Origin of the sequence: Cronobacter turicensis (assembly GCF_041222865.1) — a bacterium.
Taxonomy (GTDB): domain Bacteria; phylum Pseudomonadota; class Gammaproteobacteria; order Enterobacterales; family Enterobacteriaceae; genus Cronobacter; species Cronobacter turicensis.
On sequence record NZ_CP165997.1, the window covers coordinates 2,148,802 to 2,168,659 of the forward strand.

19 protein-coding genes are annotated in these 19,858 nt (G+C 58.9%); 10 read left to right on the top strand and 9 right to left on the bottom strand.

Translation table 11 applies throughout. From position 1 onward, the window contains the following. Positions 1 to 4: 4 nt before the first annotated feature. Positions 5 to 235 (bottom strand): tautomerase PptA, encoded by a 231-nt coding sequence (gene pptA, locus AB8W27_RS10310; RefSeq protein WP_015741238.1) that lies wholly within the window; start codon positions 233 to 235, stop codon positions 5 to 7. A 259-nt stretch (positions 236 to 494) separates the two neighbouring features. Between pptA and nfsB the strand changes: the two genes are divergently transcribed. After that, entirely contained in the window at positions 495 to 1,139 is a 645-nt protein-coding gene (nfsB, locus tag AB8W27_RS10315) for an oxygen-insensitive NAD(P)H nitroreductase (RefSeq protein ID WP_041923541.1), read from the top strand. Between the two features lie 50 nt (positions 1,140 to 1,189). Here nfsB and ampC read toward each other — a convergent pair whose 3' ends face one another. Further along, on the bottom strand, positions 1,190 to 2,317 hold the full coding sequence (gene ampC / locus AB8W27_RS10320) for a class C beta-lactamase (RefSeq protein ID WP_041923540.1): 1,128 nt from the start codon (positions 2,315 to 2,317) through the stop codon (positions 1,190 to 1,192). A gap of 355 nt (positions 2,318 to 2,672) precedes the next feature. On the opposite strand from ampC, the gene ansP reads away from it, so the two are divergent. The 6 genes from ansP to AB8W27_RS10350 all read left to right on the top strand — a co-directional run bounded on the left by ansP (position 2,673) and on the right by AB8W27_RS10350 (position 9,064). Next, positions 2,673 to 4,130 (top strand): L-asparagine permease, encoded by a 1,458-nt coding sequence (gene ansP, locus AB8W27_RS10325; protein ID WP_041923539.1) that lies wholly within the window; start codon positions 2,673 to 2,675, stop codon positions 4,128 to 4,130. A 121-nt stretch (positions 4,131 to 4,251) separates the two neighbouring features. After that, positions 4,252 to 5,298, top strand: a complete 1,047-nt coding sequence (locus AB8W27_RS10330) for a DUF1176 domain-containing protein (RefSeq protein ID WP_041923538.1) — start codon at positions 4,252 to 4,254, stop codon at positions 5,296 to 5,298. 174 nt (positions 5,299 to 5,472) lie between these two features. Continuing rightward, a complete protein-coding gene (locus AB8W27_RS10335; RefSeq protein WP_041923537.1) occupies positions 5,473 to 6,471 on the top strand; it encodes an ABC transporter substrate-binding protein in 999 nt (332 codons plus the stop codon). A 28-nt stretch (positions 6,472 to 6,499) separates the two neighbouring features. Then, a complete protein-coding gene (locus AB8W27_RS10340) occupies positions 6,500 to 7,384 on the top strand; it encodes a TauD/TfdA family dioxygenase (RefSeq protein WP_041923536.1) in 885 nt (294 codons plus the stop codon). Between the two features lie 11 nt (positions 7,385 to 7,395). Then, positions 7,396 to 8,238, top strand: a complete 843-nt coding sequence (locus AB8W27_RS10345; protein WP_041923535.1) for an ABC transporter ATP-binding protein — start codon at positions 7,396 to 7,398, stop codon at positions 8,236 to 8,238. After that, positions 8,198 to 9,064, top strand: coding sequence for an ABC transporter permease (locus AB8W27_RS10350; protein WP_041923534.1), 867 nt, complete (start codon positions 8,198 to 8,200; stop codon positions 9,062 to 9,064). Before AB8W27_RS10345 ends, AB8W27_RS10350 begins: the two co-directional genes overlap by 41 nt. A gap of 29 nt (positions 9,065 to 9,093) precedes the next feature. Here AB8W27_RS10350 and AB8W27_RS10355 read toward each other — a convergent pair whose 3' ends face one another. Next, positions 9,094 to 10,158: a YncE family protein gene (locus tag AB8W27_RS10355; protein WP_041923533.1), complete on the bottom strand. Its 1,065-nt coding sequence runs from the start codon at positions 10,156 to 10,158 to the stop codon at positions 9,094 to 9,096. Positions 10,159 to 10,434: 276 nt separating this feature from the next. Between AB8W27_RS10355 and pqqU the strand changes: the two genes are divergently transcribed. Beyond that, on the top strand, positions 10,435 to 12,552 hold the full coding sequence (gene pqqU, locus AB8W27_RS10360) for a TonB-dependent receptor PqqU (protein WP_015741228.1): 2,118 nt from the start codon (positions 10,435 to 10,437) through the stop codon (positions 12,550 to 12,552). Between the two features lie 60 nt (positions 12,553 to 12,612). Here pqqU and AB8W27_RS10365 read toward each other — a convergent pair whose 3' ends face one another. Together AB8W27_RS10365 and AB8W27_RS10370 are read right to left on the bottom strand one after the other, a co-directional pair. Further along, the gene (locus AB8W27_RS10365) at positions 12,613 to 12,900 is read right to left on the bottom strand and encodes a HigA family addiction module antitoxin (protein ID WP_015741227.1); all 288 of its coding nucleotides are present in this window, start codon (positions 12,898 to 12,900) and stop codon (positions 12,613 to 12,615) included. Beyond that, the gene (locus AB8W27_RS10370; RefSeq protein ID WP_015741226.1) at positions 12,900 to 13,178 is read right to left on the bottom strand and encodes a type II toxin-antitoxin system RelE/ParE family toxin; all 279 of its coding nucleotides are present in this window, start codon (positions 13,176 to 13,178) and stop codon (positions 12,900 to 12,902) included. Before AB8W27_RS10370 ends, AB8W27_RS10365 begins: the two co-directional genes overlap by 1 nt. A 298-nt stretch (positions 13,179 to 13,476) precedes the next feature. On the opposite strand from AB8W27_RS10370, the gene AB8W27_RS10375 reads away from it, so the two are divergent. Beyond that, complete coding sequence (locus tag AB8W27_RS10375) at positions 13,477 to 15,081, top strand: alpha-amylase family protein (protein ID WP_041923532.1); 1,605 nt, start codon at positions 13,477 to 13,479, stop codon at positions 15,079 to 15,081. A gap of 1 nt (position 15,082) precedes the next feature. On the opposite strand, the gene AB8W27_RS10380 is transcribed toward AB8W27_RS10375, so the two are convergent. Beyond that, positions 15,083 to 16,069 carry an SDR family oxidoreductase gene (locus AB8W27_RS10380; RefSeq protein WP_041923531.1) on the bottom strand — a complete coding sequence of 329 codons (987 nt, stop codon included), beginning with the start codon at positions 16,067 to 16,069 and terminating at the stop codon, positions 15,083 to 15,085. A gap of 113 nt (positions 16,070 to 16,182) precedes the next feature. Beyond that, positions 16,183 to 18,117 (bottom strand): methyl-accepting chemotaxis protein, encoded by a 1,935-nt coding sequence (locus tag AB8W27_RS10385; RefSeq protein WP_041923530.1) that lies wholly within the window; start codon positions 18,115 to 18,117, stop codon positions 16,183 to 16,185. A 305-nt stretch (positions 18,118 to 18,422) separates the two neighbouring features. Here AB8W27_RS10385 and AB8W27_RS10390 point away from each other — a divergent pair, with 305 nt between their 5' ends. Next, positions 18,423 to 18,695, top strand: a complete 273-nt coding sequence (locus AB8W27_RS10390) for a hypothetical protein (RefSeq protein WP_237656628.1) — start codon at positions 18,423 to 18,425, stop codon at positions 18,693 to 18,695. A gap of 136 nt (positions 18,696 to 18,831) precedes the next feature. On the opposite strand, the gene AB8W27_RS10395 is transcribed toward AB8W27_RS10390, so the two are convergent. Next, on the bottom strand, positions 18,832 to 19,011 hold the full coding sequence (locus tag AB8W27_RS10395; protein ID WP_015741221.1) for a hypothetical protein: 180 nt from the start codon (positions 19,009 to 19,011) through the stop codon (positions 18,832 to 18,834). 108 nt (positions 19,012 to 19,119) lie between these two features. Then, a complete protein-coding gene (locus AB8W27_RS10400; protein WP_041923529.1) occupies positions 19,120 to 19,779 on the bottom strand; it encodes a GntR family transcriptional regulator in 660 nt (219 codons plus the stop codon). Between the last annotated feature and the right edge of the window lie 79 nt (positions 19,780 to 19,858).

Here is a 19,858-nt window from a genome sequence, read left to right on the forward strand (position 1 = left end):
TGGCTTACATCTCATAGCCAGGCTTGCGCGCCAGCGTGTCGAGCTGCGGCGCTATCTCTTTATCCCATACGTCGTTTTTCCACTGCTCCGGCTGCACTTCATTGAGCGCCACCGACACCGAACTCTCTTTGCTTTGCAGATGCTTTACGATGACCTGGGTCAGCTCGTCGGCAAGCGCCTGCTGTTGCGCATCGCTGAGATCGCGCGGAAAGAACTTCACATCAATATGCGGCATAACGGTTCCTTAAACGTGAACGGCCTTTCATCATGCCTGAAATCTCTCGCGGAATTCACGTTTTTTACCCCTGGCCAAACGCCGCATACGTGACGTTGTCACGAATTTTGGCATTTTTTGCCCTCAACGCGGCCTGGCGCTGGCGGCAGGTTTTTCTGCCGTCTGGTTTAGGCTACTATCCTGCCCTTAATGAAGATAACAATGGTGTAACCTGCCCGCGGCCGTCACGGACGGCGCGGCATTCAACCGGGAAACGTTTATGAACCTTAATGAAATTATCCGCACGCGCCATACCAGCAAAGCCTATGACAACAGCCGTAAGCTGACGGCAGAACAACAGCAGGAACTGCTGGATCTGCTGCGCTTTAGCCCCTCTTCCGTCAACTCCCAGCCGTGGCACTTTTTTGCCGTTACCACCGAGGAAGGCAAACAGCAGATCCTGCCGGCGCTGATGGACGCCAACCAGGTGAAGGCGAAGAACGCCGCCATGACTGTAGTCTTCACCATTAAAGAAGAGCTAAACGAAGCGCATCTGCTGCAGTTGCTGGAAAAAGAGCAGCAGGATGGCCGTTACGACAGCGACGAAGCGCGCGCCGGTAATGACAAAGGCCGCCGCTTTTTTGTGGGCCTGAACAGCCAGACCCCGGAGCAACAGCGCGAGTGGATGACCCGTCAGGCTTATCTGGCGCTCGGTTTCCTGCTGCTGGGCGCGGCCGCGATGGGCCTTGACGCGACCCCTATCGAAGGCTTCCACCCGGAGAAAATGGATGAAGTGCTGGGCCTGAAGGAAAAAGGTCTGCGTAGCGTGGTGGTGGCGACAATTGGTTATCGCAGCGATGCGGATTTCAACGCCACCCTGCCGAAATCCCGTCTGGACCAGGATGTGGTGATCACGCAGCTCTGACAGCGTGGCTTCACGAACAGGCCGCCTACGGGCGGCCTTTTTTTACGGCGCTACTTATCGAGTTCCTGAATAATGTCATAAGCCGCTCTGACGCGGTCGTCATTCGGGAACCACTTGTTGGCGAGCATAATCAGCGCGATGCGTTTTTCCGGAATAAACACCGCGTAGGCAGAGAACCCGTTCGTCGAGCCGGTTTTGTTATACCACGCCGCCTGCGGCGCAGGCTCCGGCGGCACGATAGCGGTCGCCGTCAGCCCTTTCATGATGCGCTGGCTGCTGTTGCCTTCCACAAGTCGTGAGAGCGGCGACGGCCACGGATAATATTCCCACATCATCCCCTGCGTGAATTCGCCGCTGCGGTAGTAGCCGTTGTGCGTGGCGTTAATCGCCTGCCGCCAGCGCGGAGCAACATCACGTTCGCCAAGCTGAATTTGCAGATACCGCAGCAGATCGGCGCTACTGGATTTCAGCCCGTAGGATTCGGCATCCAGCGGGCCGGGCGTGACCCGCACCGGTTTATCGTCTTTGTTATAGCCCTGCGCGTAGTCGTCCATCGCGGCATCCGGCACGTTGATAAAGCTGTGCGTCATACCGAAATCCGCGAGCAGTCCCTGCTCCATCGCCTCGCTGAAGGGCTTATCGAGCGCCTTCGCGGTGATCATCCCGAGCATCCCAATCCCAAGATTCGAGTAGACGCGCTCGGTCCCCACCGGCTGCGCGGGCTGCCAGGCGCGATACCACGCCATCAGCTGCGTGGTGTTTTTCACGTCATCCGGTACAAACAGCGGCATCCCCGAGGTGTGCGTGGCGAGATGACGCAGCGTCACGCGGTCGAACGCGCTGCCATTGAGTGCTGGCAGATACCGGCTGGCGGGCGCGCTGAAATCGAGTTTGCCCTCCTGTTGCGCCGCGCTTGCCAGCGTCGCGGTAAAGGTCTTACTGAGCGAGCCGATTTCAAAAAGCGTCTTTTCATCCACCGGTTTGCGCGTCGCTTTCGACGCCACGCCGTAATGCCAGAAATGGGTCTCGCCGTTCACCGAAACTGCCACCGCCATACCGGGGATCTGGTAGCGCGCCATTAGTGGTTCGACTACATCATCCGGGCGCGAAACGGGCGCGGCCTGCGCGGCGCTCCCGAGCACTATCATCATTAACAGCACGCTGACTTTGCGTTTCATCGGCTCTCCTCGCCTCATGCTTGCACAGAAAAACGTCATTATCAGGGTTTCGGGTGACAAGACAAGGCGCCATGCCGCCGCGTATAAAGCGTTGGATTTTGCGCGCGTTATAAACAACAACCCTGAGTGTTTTGCGTGCTAATCCGTTCTGGCTCACACCCTCACTGGTAGGCTTTGCGTAGCCCGAAGTTTGAGGTTAGGATGCTGCGCCATGTTTTGTCTTATCCGTACAACATAATCACAGGAAAGACGAACATTTGCCGTACAAAAAACCAGCACAGGCAAACGTTTGGTTGGTTTACGGCGGTCGGTTATTTTGGCTCGTTCAGGTTCAGACAGGATTACAGGAAAACCAATGAAAACAACGAAGCAAAACGCGGCTGAGCATCGCGCCGCGAAACGACGCTGGTTGAACTCTCATGAAGAGGGTTATCACAAAGCGATGGGCAACCGTCAGGTGCAGATGATAGCCATCGGCGGCGCTATCGGCACCGGTCTGTTTTTAGGCGCGGGCGCGCGTCTTCAGGCGGCCGGGCCGTCGCTGGCGCTGGTGTATCTGGTGTGCGGTATTTTCTCGTTCTTTATCCTTCGTGCGTTGGGCGAGCTGGTGCTCCACCGCCCGTCGAGCGGCAGTTTTGTTTCTTACGCCCGTGAGTTTCTCGGCGAGAAAGCCTCCTACGTGGCAGGCTGGATGTATTTCGTTAACTGGGCGATGACCGGTATTGTCGATATCACCGCCGTGGCGCTCTATATGCACTACTGGGGCGCGTTCGGCGATGTGCCGCAGTGGGTCTTCGCGCTGGGCGCGCTGGCGATTGTCGGCACCATGAACCTGATTGGCGTGAAATGGTTCGCCGAAATGGAGTTCTGGTTTGCGCTTATCAAAGTGCTGGCCATCGTGGTGTTTCTGGTGGTCGGCGTGGTGTTTCTTGGCACCGGTAAACCGCTGGACGGCAACGCCACTGGTTTCCATCTGATAACCGATAACGGCGGCCTGTTCCCGCATGGCCTGCTGCCTGCGCTGGTGCTGGTTCAGGGCGTGGTCTTCGCCTTTGCGTCTATCGAGCTGGTCGGTACCGCCGCGGGCGAATGTAAAGACCCGCAGACGATGGTGCCGAAGGCGATTAACAGCGTTATCTGGCGTATCGGTTTGTTCTACGTCGGTTCCGTCGTGCTGCTGGTATTGCTGCTGCCGTGGAACGCCTACCAGGCGGGCCAGAGCCCGTTCGTCACCGTCTTCTCGAAGCTTGGCGTGCCGTATATCGGCGACATCATGAACATGGTGGTGCTGACCGCGGCGCTCTCCAGCCTGAACTCCGGCCTCTACTCCACCGGCCGTATCCTGCGCTCCATGTCGATGGGCGGTTCCGCGCCGAAGTTTATGTCGAAGATGAGCAAATCCCAGGTGCCGTTCGCCGGTATTCTGGTCACCGTTTGCGTCTACATCGTCGGCGTGTTCCTGAACTATCTGGTGCCGTCGCAGGTGTTTGAGATAGTCCTGAACGTCGCGTCGCTGGGCATTATCTCCTCCTGGGCGTTTATCGTGGTGTGCCAGATGCGCCTGCGTAAAGCTATCAAAGAAGGCAAAGCGGATGATATCGCCTTTAAGCTGCCGGGCGCGCCGTTTACGTCCTGGCTGACGCTGCTGTTCCTGGCCGCGGTCATCGTGCTGATGGCGTTTGACTACCCGAACGGCACCTTTACCGTCGCCTCCATACCGCTTATCGCTGTCCTGCTGATTGCGGGCTGGTTTGGCGTGCGTAAGCGCGTGGCAGAGATCCACAGCACCGCGCCGCAACCGCATCAGGAGTAAATAGCGTGTGGTGAAAAGGAGCCGAAAGGCTCCTTTTTTATGCGTACTATTACTGGTAGCTTGTCCGAAACGCCGCCGCCCTTCACGCTATGGCGCTGCACTCCGTCTACAAGGAACCGTTATGAAATCTGCAACTCTCCGGGCGCTGGCCCTGGCGCCGCTCTGCGTCGCGCTAAGCGTCGCCGCCGCGACGTCAAAGCCGCCTTACTTCAACCATAAAGACTGGAGCATGGTCTGCGATAACACCGGCACCTGCCGCGTGGATGCGTATGAGGCGGATGAAGGCACCGGCGGCTCGCTGCTGCTGACGCGCAAGGCCGGGCCGGACGCGCCGGTCACCGGCCAGATCCGCCTTGGCGATATGAATGACGACGACAAACCGTCGCAGGGGCCGATGCGCCTTGAAATTGACGGTAAAACTCTCGGCACGCTGAGCGAAAACCGCAAAGAAGAAACCTGGCAGCTTGATGAAGCGCAGACCGCCGCCGTACTGAAAGCCGTGAAAGGCAAAGGCGGCGTGGTGTTTCACTCTGACAACCGCCGCTTTGCGCTCTCCGCAGCGGGCGCCAGCGCCGTGCTGCTGAAAATGGACGACGTCCAGGGACGTATCGGTACGCCCGGCGCCATCATAAAAAAAGGCGATAAACCTGAAAGCTCCGTACCGGCGCCGGTCCCCGCCCCGGTTATCCACGCCGCCGCCGTCAGCGACGCGCAACCCACCACGCTCACCGGGGCGGCGCTCGCCACGCTGCTGCCGCGCCTGAAAGCCACGAAACTCGATGGCGACAGCTGCGACGGGTTCAGCGATGACATCCTGCGTAACGAGCCGGTTACCGTCACGCCGCTCGGCAACGGCAAAGCGCTGATCTCCGCCACCTGCTGGCGCGCCGCCTATAACGAAGGCAATGGCTACTGGGTCATTGACGAATCGCTGAAAGGCAAGCCGACGCTGGTGACGCTTATCGGCAGCGATTATGACAAAGGCGTTATCACCTCCGTACAGCGCGGGCGCGGCATCGGCGACTGCATGGGGATCGCCAGCTGGACCTGGAACGGCGAAGCGTTTGTACAGAGCAACGACGAGAATACCGGCGAGTGCCGGCTGGTGCATTCAGGCGGCGCCTGGGAGATGCCGACGCTGGTCACCGAGGTCATTCCGGCGAAATAATCAGAGCGGGCTGCGGCCCGCTTTTTTCATTTCCGGCAAAGCTTCGCTAAAAAAAGCATTTATTTATTCGCGCTAAGTTATTCCAATAAACACTTTTCATTTTTATTCCCGCCCCTGCACGATAAAAGCCAGAACGATATATCACCCTTCACTTTTATTATTAGCGGGATAGTTATGAAAAAAATGACCGGGCGCGCCTGGCTGGGGCTGGCGTTAATGACGGCTGCCGGACTGGCGCAGGCTGAAGGCAATATCCGCATCGCCCAGCAGTTCGGCATCGGCTATTTACTGCTGGATGTGGTGCGCGACCAGCAGCTTATCGAAAAAGAAGGCAAAAAAGACGGGCTCGATATTAAGGTGGAGTGGCGCACGCTCTCCGGCGCCACCGCCATGAACGAAGCGCTGCTCTCCGGCGCGCTGGACGTCGCCTCGGCGGGCGTGCCGCCGCTCCTCACGCTTTGGGATCGCACCAAAGGCCGCCAGAATGTCAAAGCCATCGCGTCGCTCGGCTCGATGCCTAATTATCTGCTGAGCAACAATCCGGCCGTGAAAAGCGTTCGCGATCTCACCGATAAAGACCGCATCGCCGTACCGGCGGCGGGCGTGGGCTTCCAGTCCCGTACGCTGCAAATCGAAACCGCGCGGCTTTACGGCAACGGCGACTATAAGCGCTTTGATAAACTCAGCGTGAGCCTGCCGCACCCGGACGCCAGCGCGGCGCTTATCGCCGGGAAGTCGGAAATCACCGCGCACTTCTCCAGCCCGCCGTTTCAGTACCAGGCGCTGGAGCACGGCAATGTCCACAAGATCCTGAGCTCCTACGACGTGCTGGGCGGCCCTGCCACCTTCAACGTGCTCTACACCACCCAGCAATTCCACGACGACAACCCGAAAACCTACCGTGCGTTTTACCGCGCCTTAAGCGAGGCGGCGAAAATTATTAACGCCGATAAAAAGGCGGCGGCCGCGGCGTATATCCGCACCGAAAAATCGCGCCTGCCGCAAGCGCTGGTCGAAAAAATTGTGAATGATCCTGAAATTGAATTCACCGTCTCGCCGCAACGCACCTTTATTTATGCCGAAAAGCTGCATGAGCTTGGCGTATTAAAAAATAAAGCCGACAGCTGGAAAGATTATTTCTTTAACGAGGCCTGGGAAAATCCCGGCAGTTAATTCACCTGCGACGATAAAGGAAAAACAGATGACCACAACGCTTAACGCCACGCCGGTTGCCGCGCAGTCGTTTACCATTACGCCCTTCGCGCGACTCGGCGCGGAAATCACAGGGCTGGATCTGCGCCTTCCCGTCAATAACGCCGACTTCGCGCGCATTCATCAGGCGCACCTCGACCATCACGTGGTGGTCTTTCGCGACCAGAAACTCACGCCGCGTCAGCAGATTGATTTCAGCCGCCGCTTCGGGCCGCTGCAAATCCATGTGCTGAAGCAGTTCCTGTTGCCTGACCACCCGGAAATTCTCATCGTTTCAAACATTATTGAGAACGGTCAGCCGACTGGTCTTGGCGACGCCGGTAAATTCTGGCACTCCGATCTCTCCTATAAAACGCTGCCAAGTCTCGGCTCCATGCTCTATGCGCAGGAGCTGCCGGAGGAAGGCGGCGACACGCTGTTCGCCGACATGGAGCTGGCGTATGAAACGCTGCCCGCCGAACTGCGGCGCGCTATAGAGGGCAAAAAAGCGGTGCACTCGTACACCGCCACTTACAGCCGCCCGAAATTCGGCAGCCACTGGCGACCGCAATTAACGGAACAGCAGCTGGCCGAGGTGCAGGCGGTGTCGCATCCGGTGGTGCGTACCCACCCCGAAACCAGGCGCAAGGCGCTGTTCGTCAGCGAAGGATTCACCACGCATATCGAAGGGCTGCCGGAGACGGAGAGTCGCGAGATTCTGGAGGCGCTCTGGGCCCATAGCGTGCGCCCGGAACATATCTACCGCCATCAGTGGCAACCCGGCGATATGGTGTTCTGGGATAACCGTTCGCTGATTCATCTTGCGACCGGCTGCCCGGCGCACCTGCGCCGCAAGCTGTACCGCACCACTATCGAAGGCGATGCGCCCTTTTAACGGAGACAGCCATGCTGAATGCACAGACTGATGGCCCGCTGCTGCGTCTCGACGCGCTGAGCCTGGAGTACCGCACCCGTGACAGCCGCGTTCGCGCGGCGCATGAGGTCTCTTTTGACGTCTGGCCCGGCGACCGGTTCATCCTGCTTGGCGCGTCGGGCTGCGGCAAATCAAGCCTGCTGAAAGCCATTGGCGGCTTTCTGACGCCCGTCAGCGGCACCATTCGCCTTGAAGGTGACGTTGTCACTAAACCGGGGCCGGATCGCATGATGGTGTTTCAGGAGTTCGATCAGCTGCCGCCGTGGAAAACGGTGCTGGAGAACGTCATGTTCCCGCTGGTGGCGAGCCGTCAGGCCAGCAAAGCCGACGCGCGCGAGCGGGCGTTGCACTTTCTCGACAAAGTGGGGCTTGCCGCCTTTGCCGACGCGCTGCCGCATATGCTCTCCGGCGGCATGAAACAGCGCGTGGCGATTGCCCGCGCGCTGGCGATGAAGCCGAAAATCCTGCTGATGGATGAACCGTTCGCGGCGCTGGATGCGCTCACGCGCCGCCACATGCAGGAAGAGCTGCTGGAACTCTGGGAGGATGCCGGTTTTACCCTGCTGTTCGTGACCCATTCCATTGAAGAAGCGCTGATGGTCGGCAGCCGCATTCTGGTGCTCTCGCCGCATCCGGGCCAGGTACGCGCGGAGATCAACTGTCATCAGTTTGGGATGGATGATGCCGCCAGCCCGGCGTTTGCACAGGCCGCACGCCACATTCACGACCTGCTGTTCCCCGTTCATGCCACCCAACCGGCGAAGGAGACCCGCTATGGCGCCACTGCCCCCCGTCCGTCCCGAGTATCAGCGTGAAACCGCGCTGCCCGGCGCGCTGCCGCTGGACACGCCGCTGCCGTTAAGCACCCGACTGTGGAACCAGGCCTGGGTACGCAAAACGCTGCTGGTCATTTTGCTGCTCGCCCTCTGGGAAGGTGTGGCGCGTATCCAGAATAACGATCTGATGCTGCCGGGGTTTCTGCAAACGCTGCGCGCCTTCAGCGAAGACATGCACAGCGGCGAGTTGCCGGCGAAAATCTTCAACTCGCTCGGCACGCTGTTAAAAGGCTACGCCATTGGCAGCGTGCTGGCGCTGGTGTTCAGCGCGCTGGCGATTTCAACACAGCTCGGGCGGGATCTGCTCAGCACACTGACCGCGATGCTTAACCCGCTGCCCGCGATTGCCCTGCTGCCGCTGGCGCTGCTCTGGTTCGGGCTCGGTCAGGGAAGCCTGATTTTTGTGCTGGTCCACTCGGTGATGTGGCCGATTGCGCTCAATACCTGGTCGGGGTTTCAGAGCGTGCCGGAAACCTTACGAATGGCCGGGCGAAACTACGGGCTGAGCGGCCCGCGGCTGGTGCTCAACATTTTGATCCCGGCGGCGCTGCCGTCCATTATCTCCGGGCTGAAAATCGGCTGGGCGTTCGCCTGGCGCACGCTTATCGCCGCCGAACTGGTGTTTGGCGCGTCGAGCGGCGACGGCGGGCTGGGCTGGTATATTTTCCAGAACCGCAACGAGCTGTTTACGGACAGGGTGTTCGCCGGTCTGGCAACCGTGATTATCATCGGGTTGCTGGTGGAAGGACTGGTGTTCGCCACGCTGGAAAAAGCGACCGTTCGGCGCTGGGGCATGCAGCGTTAAAAAAATACCCCGCAGACGCGGGGCTTTTTTTACAGCGCGATGCGGATGACGTCATCCGGGCGGGTGGCTTCCTGCTGGCGGCTGGAAGCCTGCTTCACGGTAACAAACAGCGTTTTGCCGTCCGCTGAAAGCGCCAGGCTGTTCGGATGCACCGGCGTCTGGAAGGTTTTAGTGACAGCGTAACCTTTGGCGTCAATCACACTCACGCTGCCCGCCTCGCGGTGCGTCAGATAGACTTCGTTGCGCGCCGGGTTAAACAATACGGCGAGCGCCTTAGGCGCCTCTACGGTTTTGATAACCTCGCCGGTACGGGTGTCAACAACCCGCAACTGCGGCTGCTTCGAATCCGCCACAAACGCGCGATGGCTAGCGGTATCCAGGCTCAGGTTGATAAAGAAGTGCTCTTTACCGTCGTCGGCCAGCTTTTTGCGCGACAGGATTTTATGGGTCGCGGTATCGATGGTAATAAATTCGCCGTCGGCGTTAGTGGTATAGAGACGTTTCGCCGCGGCGTCGAGCGCCAGCCCCGCGCTGTATTTACCGAGCCCCGTAATGCTGGCGCGCGGTTTCACCGTCTCGCCATCCACCACCCAGATCTCGCTCTCGTCGCCAATGCCGCCGATATACACGGTATTGGTGTTTTCATCGACCACCAGTTCACGCGGCTGCAACGGCTTCACGCTTTCTGAACGCACGCGCCCGTCAAGCACCAGGCGCCCTTTCACATCGCCCGTTTTCGCATCTACCGCCGTCACCGCGCCATTAACGGTATTGCCGAACCACAGCGTGTTGGTGTTGGTTTTGGTATTGATAGCGGCGCCGAACGGTTTGAGATCGTTATGAATCACCTGAGTGACATCAAGCGTCGTCGGGTCGAGGCGGTAAATCACGCCGCCTTTATCCAGCTTGCGGCTCTGGGAGGTGGCGACAAACAGCGCCTGCTCCGACGGGCTGTAAGCCATTTCATACGCGCCTTTGCCGACCGGCTTGCGCAGCATCTCATCGGCCGCCTCTGTCGTGAAGGTCGCAAAGGTACCGGCGATGAACAGCGCGCCAAGCAGTGCGCGCGGCATGGAAAGGTGACGTAACGGCATAAGAACTCCCTTTTAAACATACAGAATGGGTTGCATCACACTGGAACCAAAAGCAAAACGTCGCCCGGTTTGGCCGTGGCGTTTTATTATGGATGAGAATAATAATCATTATTTTCGTGAAGGGAAGCCTTTTTACGGCTCGCGAAATGACACGAGGCCGCTACACTTGCCAGAGTTAACGCTACGTGCCGTTAAGTTTTTCAAAAATTTACATAACGTTTAAGATTACGTCACAGATTTTATTATTTTTGTTACTTCCGGGACTTTGTAAACCGCATGAATATCTCCCGCGCTGTCTATGCGCCCTTCGCTTTTTTGCTGCCGGTCGCGTTCACACACGCCCAGGCCGCCGCTGCCGATGAACAAACCATGATCGTCACCGCCGCCCCCGGCGGGATCTCTGAGCTGGACACGCCCGCGTCTGTCAGCGTCGTGAACGGTGACGATCTGCGCCATGCCGCGCCGCAGGTGAACCTCTCTGAAAACCTGGGCAGCGTGCCAGGCCTGCAAATCCAGAACCGGCAGAACTTCGCCCAGGATTTACAGCTGTCGATGCGCGGTTTCGGCTCGCGTTCCACCTACGGCGTGCGCGGCATCCGGATGTATGTTGACGGTATTCCGGCGACGATGCCGGACGGCCAGGGTTACACCTCGAATTTCGATCTCAACAGCGTTGAGAGCATCGACGTACTGCGCGGGCCATTCTCGGCGCTTTACGGCAACGCCTCCGGCGGCGTGATAAATGTCAAAACCGAAACCGGCGCGCAACCGCCGAAGATTGAAGCGGGTACGTATTACGGCAGCTTCGGCAGCGTGCGCTACGGGCTGAAAGCGTCGGGCGCGACCGGCGACGGCACCCAGGCGGGCGATGTTGATTACACCGTCTCCACCACCCGCTTTACCACCCACGGCTATCGCGATCACAGCGGCGCGCGTAAAAATCTCGCCAATGCGAAACTCGGCGTGCGCCTCGACGAGGCCAGCAAACTGACGCTGCTCTTTAACAGCGTCGACATCAAAGCCAACGATCCTGGCGGTCTGACCCGCGACGAATGGCGTGAAAACCCGCGCCAGTCGCCGCGCGGCGATGAATTCAACACCCGTAAAACCACGAAACAGACTCAGGCGGGACTGCGCTACGAGCGCGCGCTTACGGCCAATGACGACATCAGCGTCATGGCGTACGCGGGCGAGCGCGAAACCACGCAGTTTCAGTCATTCAAACAGGGCTTTCAGACCGCACCTACCAACCCTGGCGGCGTTATCGACCTCACCCGCCACTATCAGGGCATCGACAGCCGCTGGACGCACCGCGACGCGCTGCTCAGCCTGCCGGTGAGCTTTACGCTCGGTCTTGATTACGAAAATTTGAGCGAAGATCGCAAGGGCTATGAAAACTTCCGGCTGGTGAACGGCGCGCCGCAGTATGGCGAGAAAGGCAATCTGCGCCGCAATGAACGCAACCTGATGTGGAACGTCGATCCGTACCTGCAAACCTCGTGGCAGCTTACCGACAAACTGAGCCTCGACGCGGGCGTGCGCTACAGCAATATCTGGTTCGATTCGAACGATTTTTACGTGGCGCCGGGCAATGGCGACGACAGCGGCGAGGCGAATTATCACAAATGGCTGCCGGCAGGATCGCTGAAATATGCGCTGACCGACGCCTGGAATGTGTATGCCTCTTATGGCCGCGGCTTTGAAACGCCGACCATCAACGAGCTCTCTTACCGTTCTGGTGGTCAGAGCGGCCTGAATTTTGCGCTCAAACCATCCACCAGCGATACGGTCGAGATCGGCAGCAAAACGCGTATCGGCAATGGTCTGCTGACCGCCGCGCTGTTCCAGACCGATACGGACAATGAAATTGTGGTGGATCAGAGCGTTGGCAGCGGGCGCAGCAGCTATAAAAACGCCGGGAAAACCCGTCGTCAGGGCGTTGAGCTGGCGCTTGACCAGCAGTTCGGCGACGCGTGGAAGGTAAAAGCGGCATGGACATACCTTGACGCCACCTACCGCACCAACGTCTGCCGCACCGGCGACTGCAACGGCAACCGGATGCCTGGCATTGCGCGCAATATGCTGTACACCTCGCTCGGTTACGAGCCGGAAACCGGCTGGTACGCGGGCGGCGATGTGCGTTATATGGGCAGCATCATGGCCGATGACGCCAACAGCGCCAAAGCGCCGTCGTATACCACCGTAGGCCTCAACACCGGCTATAAATTCCAGCGCGGCAACTGGCTGCTGGATGTGTTTGGCCGCGTCGATAACCTGTTCGATAAATCGTATGTCGGATCGGTCATCGTTAACGAATCCAACGGCCGCTACTACGAGCCCGCGCCAGGCCGTAATTACGGCGTCGGCGCAAGCCTCAGCTACCGCTTCGAGTAACGCTGGCGGGAGCTTTCAGCGACGGCGTAATGCAAAAAACGGGCTTAACAGCCCGTTTTTTTATGCCCTTTGCAACCGTTGCAGATGCGAGAAATCAACCGACTGGCGCGCCTGCCACAGATCGTATTCGTTCTGCAACCCCAGCCAGACATGCGCCGAGCTGCCGAGTACCGCAGAGAGACGCAGCGCCATTTCCGGGGAGACGTCAGATTTGCCGACCAGCAGCCGCTGCACCGTCGACGGCGCGACGTCCAGCGCCTTAGCCAGCGCGCGGGCGCTGAGCCCAAGCGCTTCCATTGACTCCTGCACCAGCCTGCCAGGGTGTGGTGGGTTAAACATCGTTGCCATCAGTGGTAGTCCTCATAATTCACGATAAAGACATCGCCATCCCGAAACGTAAACGTGATGCGCCAGTTTCCGCTGACGGTCACAGCCCATATACCTTTGCGGTCCCCCGTCAGGGGGTGCAGGAAAAAGCCCGGTAAGTCGACGTCAGCGGGTCTTATCGCCTGATTCAGCACCGCCAGTCGAAGAGAAATCTTCCTGGCATGCCGGGCATGAATGCCTGCGGTAGAACCCGTCTCGAAATAGCGTTGCAGGCCTTTATGCCTGAAGCTTCTGATCATCCCTGTCGCCTCGCTCCTGATGAAGATCGTAAATCACTGTTGCGCTATACGCAACACTTTAAATAAGCGTCAAGTCACGGCTTACGCTTTCCACTGCGCAGCACCTTATCAACCATGCGCACACGCCAGAAGCCTGATGCTGAATGACGGTTAAACCCTTCGGCACGGCTCGCATTTCTGATAACAACGCTTTCCCTCTTTCCGGCGCAAAGACACGTCGTTAGCCATGCAGGCCATGCCGTCGCGCCTATACTTAACATTCGACGAATTCCGTTTAACCGCCAAAAGGAATCCGCTTATGAGCCGTCTGTGGCACCAGAACGCCGTCATTTACCAGATAGATCCCACCCGCTTTTTTGACAGCAACGCCGACGGCTGGGGAGACCTGCGCGGCATTGTTGAAAAACTCGACTATGTTGAATCGCTTGGCGCGACCGCCATCTGGCTGACCCCGTTTTATCTTTCGCCGCGACGCGATAATGGTTATGACGTCGAGAATCACACCGAACCGGATCCGCGGATTGGCACGCTGGAGGACGTGGAGTGGCTGATAGCCGAAGCGGGCAATCGCGATATCCGGGTGATCATCGAACTGGTGGCGCAGCACACCTCCGATACGCACGACTGGTTTCAGGAGGCGCGCAAAGGGCGCGACAACCCGTTTCACGATTACTATCTGTGGCGCGACACGCCAGGGCCGGACGAGCCGGCGCCGATGTTTCCGACCATTGAGCCGCACATCTGGCGCCGGGATGACGAGGCGCAGCGCTACTATCGCCACCTCTTCTACCATCACGAGCCGGATCTCAATCTGCGTCATCCGGATGTCATTGGGGCTGTGGATCGCGTGTTGCGCTTCTGGGCGGAGAAAGGCGTCGCGGGCTTTCGCATCGATGCCGCTTCGCACATGGTGGAGCAGGCCAGCCTGCCGGGCGACCGGGAGAGCGGCTACCGGCTGTTTAACCACTTCTATGACCTGCTGACGGAAGATCATCCGGATATGATCCTGCTCGGCGAAGTAGACGTAAACGTCTCGGAATTTAAGGATTTCTTCGGCGGCGGCGAACGCCTGACCACGCTGCTAAATTTCTGGATCAACAAAAACACGATTCTGGCGCTGGCGCGCGAAGAGGCGGCGCCGCTGGTCAAAGCGCTTAACGAACTGCCGATGCCGCCCGCGAACGGCGGGTACTGTTTCTGGCTGCGCAACCATGACGAGCTGGACCTTGAAGATCTGGAGCCGGAAGATTACGACTTCGTGATGGAGAAATACGCCCCCGATCCGGACATGCGGATTTACGGGCGCGGCATTCGCCGCCGCCTGGCGCCGATGCTCGACGGCAACGAGCGCCAGCAGGCGATGGCGCATGCCCTGCTCTTTTCGCTGCCCGGCACGCCGGTGGTCCGTTATGGCGCGGAGATCGGCATGGGGGATCTGCTCTCACAACCGGAGCGCGAATCAGTACGCACGCCGATGCAGTGGCGCGCGGGGCCGGGCGCAGGGTTTTCCGCCTGCGATCCGGCGCGATTTGTGGAGCCGCTCATCGCCGACGGTCCGTTTCGCTATCAGGCGATTAACGTGGAAGAACAGGAGGCGCGCGACGGCTCGCTGCTGCACCGCATCCGGCAGATTATCGCGGTCTGGCGCACCCTGCCGGAAATCTGCTATCAGCATTTCCATCCGTTCACGGTGCGGGAAAAGAGCGTGTTCGCGGTGCGCTATCAGAACCATAACGTCGCCACACTGATGCTGACGAACCTGAGCCATGAGGCGGTGACGGTGGATTTAGGCGAGCTGAATCTGGAGGACGCCCGCGAAATACTGGCGGATGATGATTATCCGCCAGTCGCCTGCGAGCTTCGCATCAACGGTTACGGCTACCGCTGGCTGCGGGTACGGTAAGTTATCGGCGGCGGAACAGGCTTTTTAACAGCAGCCCGGCCACCGCCACCGCCGCCACGCCCATCACACGTGAATCGACGGCCACCGCCTTGTTCTTCGCGTGGCTGTCGAAGCGTCCATGCGCCTGATGGCCGTTCTCCAGCGGCTGAAACAGGTAATCGGGGCGTTGTGTTGGTTCAGCTTCGTCGGTCAGCTGCCCTTCCCAGGTTTTCGTTACATAGCGGTCCAGCAGCCCCGGGAAAAACATATTGCCGATAATCGACATCACCGTATTCTTGCCCAGCCACACTTCGCGCGGCGGACGGCGCGCCACGGCGGCGTCATAAATCGCTTTGGCGGCGACTTCCGGCTGGTAAATAGGCTCAATCGGCTGCATCCGGTGATGAAATTTATTGCGCGCCCAGTTGAACTGCGTGGTGTTAATGGCAGGCAACTGCACCATTGAAACCCGCACGCCGCTTTTCTGGTGCAGCAGTTCGCAGCGCAGGGAATCGGTAAACGCGCGGATCGCCGCTTTCGCGCCGCAATAGGCCGACTGCAACGGGATAGAGCGCCACGCGAGCGCTGAACCCACCTGGATGATGGTGCCGCTGTCGCGCAACTGCATATAGCGCAGCGCGCTGCGGGTGCCGTTCACCGCGCCGAGATAAGTAACTTCCGTGACGCGGCGGAACTCGTCAAAACTGATGTCCTCTACCGGCGCGAGCACGGTCGTCATGGCGCAGTTCACCCAGACCGACATCGGCCCCAGCTCTTCCTCAATACGTTGCGCCGCATTACTGACCTGCTGCGGGTCCGCTACGTCGGCACAGATGCCAAGCACCCGCCCGCCGTAACGCTTTAAATCTTCCGTGGCCTCCGCCACGCCCTGCTCTCCACGGGCAATGATCGCCACATCATAGCCAGAGGCCGCAAAGTAACTGGCTGTCGCGCGCCCGACTCCTGAACTGCCGCCGGTCACGACAGCAACAAAGGCGTTTTTTGTCATGTCGTTATCCTGATTTGCGTTAAGGGTAACGAAAGCTTAGTACAGCGCGGGAAAAGTGGGCGCCCGGCAAGCCGGGCGCGAGAGAAGAAAGTGCGAAAGGCGAAGGCGAAAGGTCAGAAAGTCGTCCAGCCCTCTTCCGTAACAGGTTTACGCGCGGCGGCTGGCGCCGGCGCTGCCGGACGACCTTGCGCGGCGTTCGGGCGCAGCGCAGCAGGTTGCGCATTCAGGCGAAACGCGCCCGCCAGCTGGCGCAGACGCGCCGCCTGGGCGTCAAGATCGCTTGCGGCGGTGGAAGACGCGCTGACCAGCGCGGCGTTCTGCTGCGTGGTGGCGTCCAGCTCGCCGACCGCGCGGGCGATTTGCTCAATGCCGCGGCTCTGCTCCTGCGAGGCCGACGAAATCTCTTCCATAATATCGTTCACGCGGGTGACCGAACTCACCACGTCATCCATCGTCTCACCGGCGCGGGTCGCCAGCGTGCTGCCGGTTTTGATGCGATTGACCGATTCATCAATCAATACCGCGATATCTTTCGCCGCCTGCGCGCTGCGCTGAGAGAGGCTGCGCACTTCCGAGGCGACCACCGCGAAACCGCGGCCATGTTCGCCCGCGCGCGCCGCTTCCACCGCCGCGTTCAGCGCCAGAATATTGGTCTGGAACGAAATGCTGTTAATCACCTCGGTAATGTCGGCGATTTTGCGCGAACTGGCGGAGATATCCTGCATGGTCTGCACAACATCGCGCACCACCTCGCCGCCACGTTCGGCAGTCTGCGACGCCTGTGCGGCGATCTGGCTGGCGTGGCGGGCGTTATCGGCATTGTTTTTCACGGTCGCGGTGAGCTGATCCATGCTGGCCGCCGTCTGTACTACCGCCGTGGTCTGCTGTTCGGTACGCGCCGACAGCGCGCTGTTGCCGGAGGCGATTTCGCCCGCCGTATGGGTCAGACGCCCGACGCTTGCGCGCAGCTCGCCGGTCATCTCACGAAGCCTGGCGTTCACACGCGCCATCGCGCCGGTAAGCCTGCCGAACTCGTCATGGCGATCGGTTTCAATCTGCGTGGTTAAATCGCCGTCGGCGATACGCTCGGCGAACGCCAGGTTTATCATCAACGGACGGATTATCTGACGGCTGATGGCCCAGGCGACGATAACGCCCAGTAAAATCGCAAGCGCTCCCAGGATCAGGGCAAGCGTTGAGGAGCCTGACGCCAGGTCGTCATTCTGCGCTTTGGTGAACGCCACCATCTGTTTAATCGCGCTGCTGCTGCGATCGCCTGCGGTTTTCACCGTGTTTTCCGCGCCCTTAAGCGATTCCCAGGCGGTGTAGTAGTCACGGCTCAGCGTCTGGTAGCGCACCGTATCCTGCCAGAGGCCCGCGAACGGCGGTAACAGCTCCGGCGAAAGACGGCTTACGAGCGCCTGATATTGCCCTTCCACCGCGCTGAAACGGCGCTGGAGCGCCTCGCTTGCCTGCGCTGTGCCGGTAAAGCGCAGCGCATAAGCGTAATCGCGAAGGTCGCTGATAGCGAACAGGAGATCGTAAATCGCAAAGGAGAGTTCGGTGTCGGCCACCGGCGTGCGGATGAGCTGGGTATAGCGCGCGGTTTCATCCTGGCCTGCCAGCGCGTCGAGCTGGCTGCGAAGCTGGTTGAGCGTTGCCGTGGCGTCGCTCATGGTGGTCACGCTGCCCCGAAAACTTTCCAGATAACGCTGGATATCGGCGACGATCGCGCGTTCGTTAGCCGGCCAGTCGAGCGCGCTGGCTTCACCGGTTTTCGCGAGCGCGTCATCGACATAGCGACGCATCAGCACGCGGGCTTCGTCATCGCCGGTATAGAAATATTTGAGCCGGTTAATTTTGGCCTGAAAGACATCGATATTGATGTCGTAGATAAGATTGCTTTTGACGGAAACGTCGTGGATGGCCATAAAACGCGCCACAGAAAGCGCTGTCGCCAGCGCCACCAGCAGCAGCACCACGCCAAATCCGGCGGCGAGCTTGCGGGTTATGCGAACGTTCCGTAATCGGTTTACCAGTACAGCCATCCTGCCTCCTGTTTTACGATAATCGGGCCTCGTTAAAAAGCCCCAGGAGGTTATCGGCTAACCCGTCGTTTTTTTTAGCAAAATGTGGAAAAAAACGGCAATAAAATAGGCCGCGCGGCGACGTTAAAGGATTATCAGGCGAAATGCTAAGAATGTTACACCGGTGAAATTCTGATTCACTCCTCACAGGAGTGCATCGCGTTTTCTGTAACGCCATTTTCTCCAGGTGACCGTTATCATTTCTTATCCATAAATAATGTTAAACAGGGAGCACTATGGCGCTGTTTTGCAAAAACAAAATTTATATGGCGACACTTGTCCGACGCGCAGCTAAGACGCTGCTGTTTGTGGCGCTTTTTTGCGTCTTTGCGTGTGTTATTGATACGTCCCGGTTTATCAGCCTGGATGCGGCCAACGCGTTCGCCAGCTGGTTACATGGTAGCGCTAATCAGGAAAACCATGACGAACTGTGGTTTTTTACTGATATCACGCTCTCCCTGCTCTGCGCGGCAGTAACGACACGCCTCGTTATTCTGATTTGCCGCAAAGCGCGTGGCATCTCTCAGCGGTCAGCCTGAGCAGGCGTGCGTTAAATACCCGCTAATAAAAATGGCCTTTTACCCGACAGCCTCGCGGGAAGCTGTCGTGACAAAGGCCATCAGGCGCGTGCATAACTCATTCCAGTAACGCAGCCGGATACCGCGGCGGTATCGGTTAGCGCGGGCGATGCAGGCCCGGATCGACATTGCCGAAATCGAGACCATAGAGATGTCCGTAAGGGATAAAGGATTCCAGCATCAGCGCGCGCGCCTCGGGCGGCTGCGGCTGGAGCCAGGAGCGGAGTATGCGACGAAGGCGTGAGCGCGACGCATGACGGCGGACAGGGTGCTGCATGATGATCGCCTCCTCGGCGGTGCGCAGCGTTGTGCTGCCCTGTCAGTAAAGCGCCGGGGAGACGAAAAAGGAAATACGCATTCCGGCAATGTTTTGCCGGTGCGCGGTTTAGCCGAAATATTGTTTTTTCAGGATCAACGCGCCGTCGTTAATCGCTTTATGTATCGCGCGTGCGGCCGCGTCGCCATCGCCTGCCTCAAGCGCTTCCAGCAGATCGTCATAATTATGATGTCCGCGCACAAAATCGTCTGACTGCGGATAGAGATAGTTAAAGCACGGACCAATGCGCATCCAGAGTTGTTCAATCAGCGACACCAGCGTCGGCATCTCCGCCCAGTTGTAGAGCTGAAAGCGAAACGCCCGGTTGGCCTGCAACGCCTGCTCAACATTGCCGGACATTTTGGCTTCGCGAAACGCATCGCAGAGTTCGCGCAGATGGGCCATACGCGCCGGGGTGATATTTTGCGCTGCCGCTTCCGCCGCCATCCCCTCCAGATTTTTGCGGATCTTCGTGACTTCGTCGTAACGCGCCTCGCTGATTTCCGGCACCAGAAACGCCTGCGCAGGCGTGGCGTTCAGCGCGCCGGAAGAGACCAGTCGCAGCAGCGCTTCGCGTACCGGCGTGATGCTGATCCCCAGCTGATCGGCGATTTCCTTCGTGACCAGACGGGCGCCCGGGCGCAGGCTGCCAACGATAAGGGCGTTTTTCAATCTTACTTCCACTTGCATGGTTAAACTTAAGCGTTGCGCTTTTTCCAGATCCAGCATGTTTATTTCCTGTCGTAAAAAATTTACTTTGTATTAGCAGGCGCTTAACTGACGTCTCGTCATCCTGACCAGAGGATAT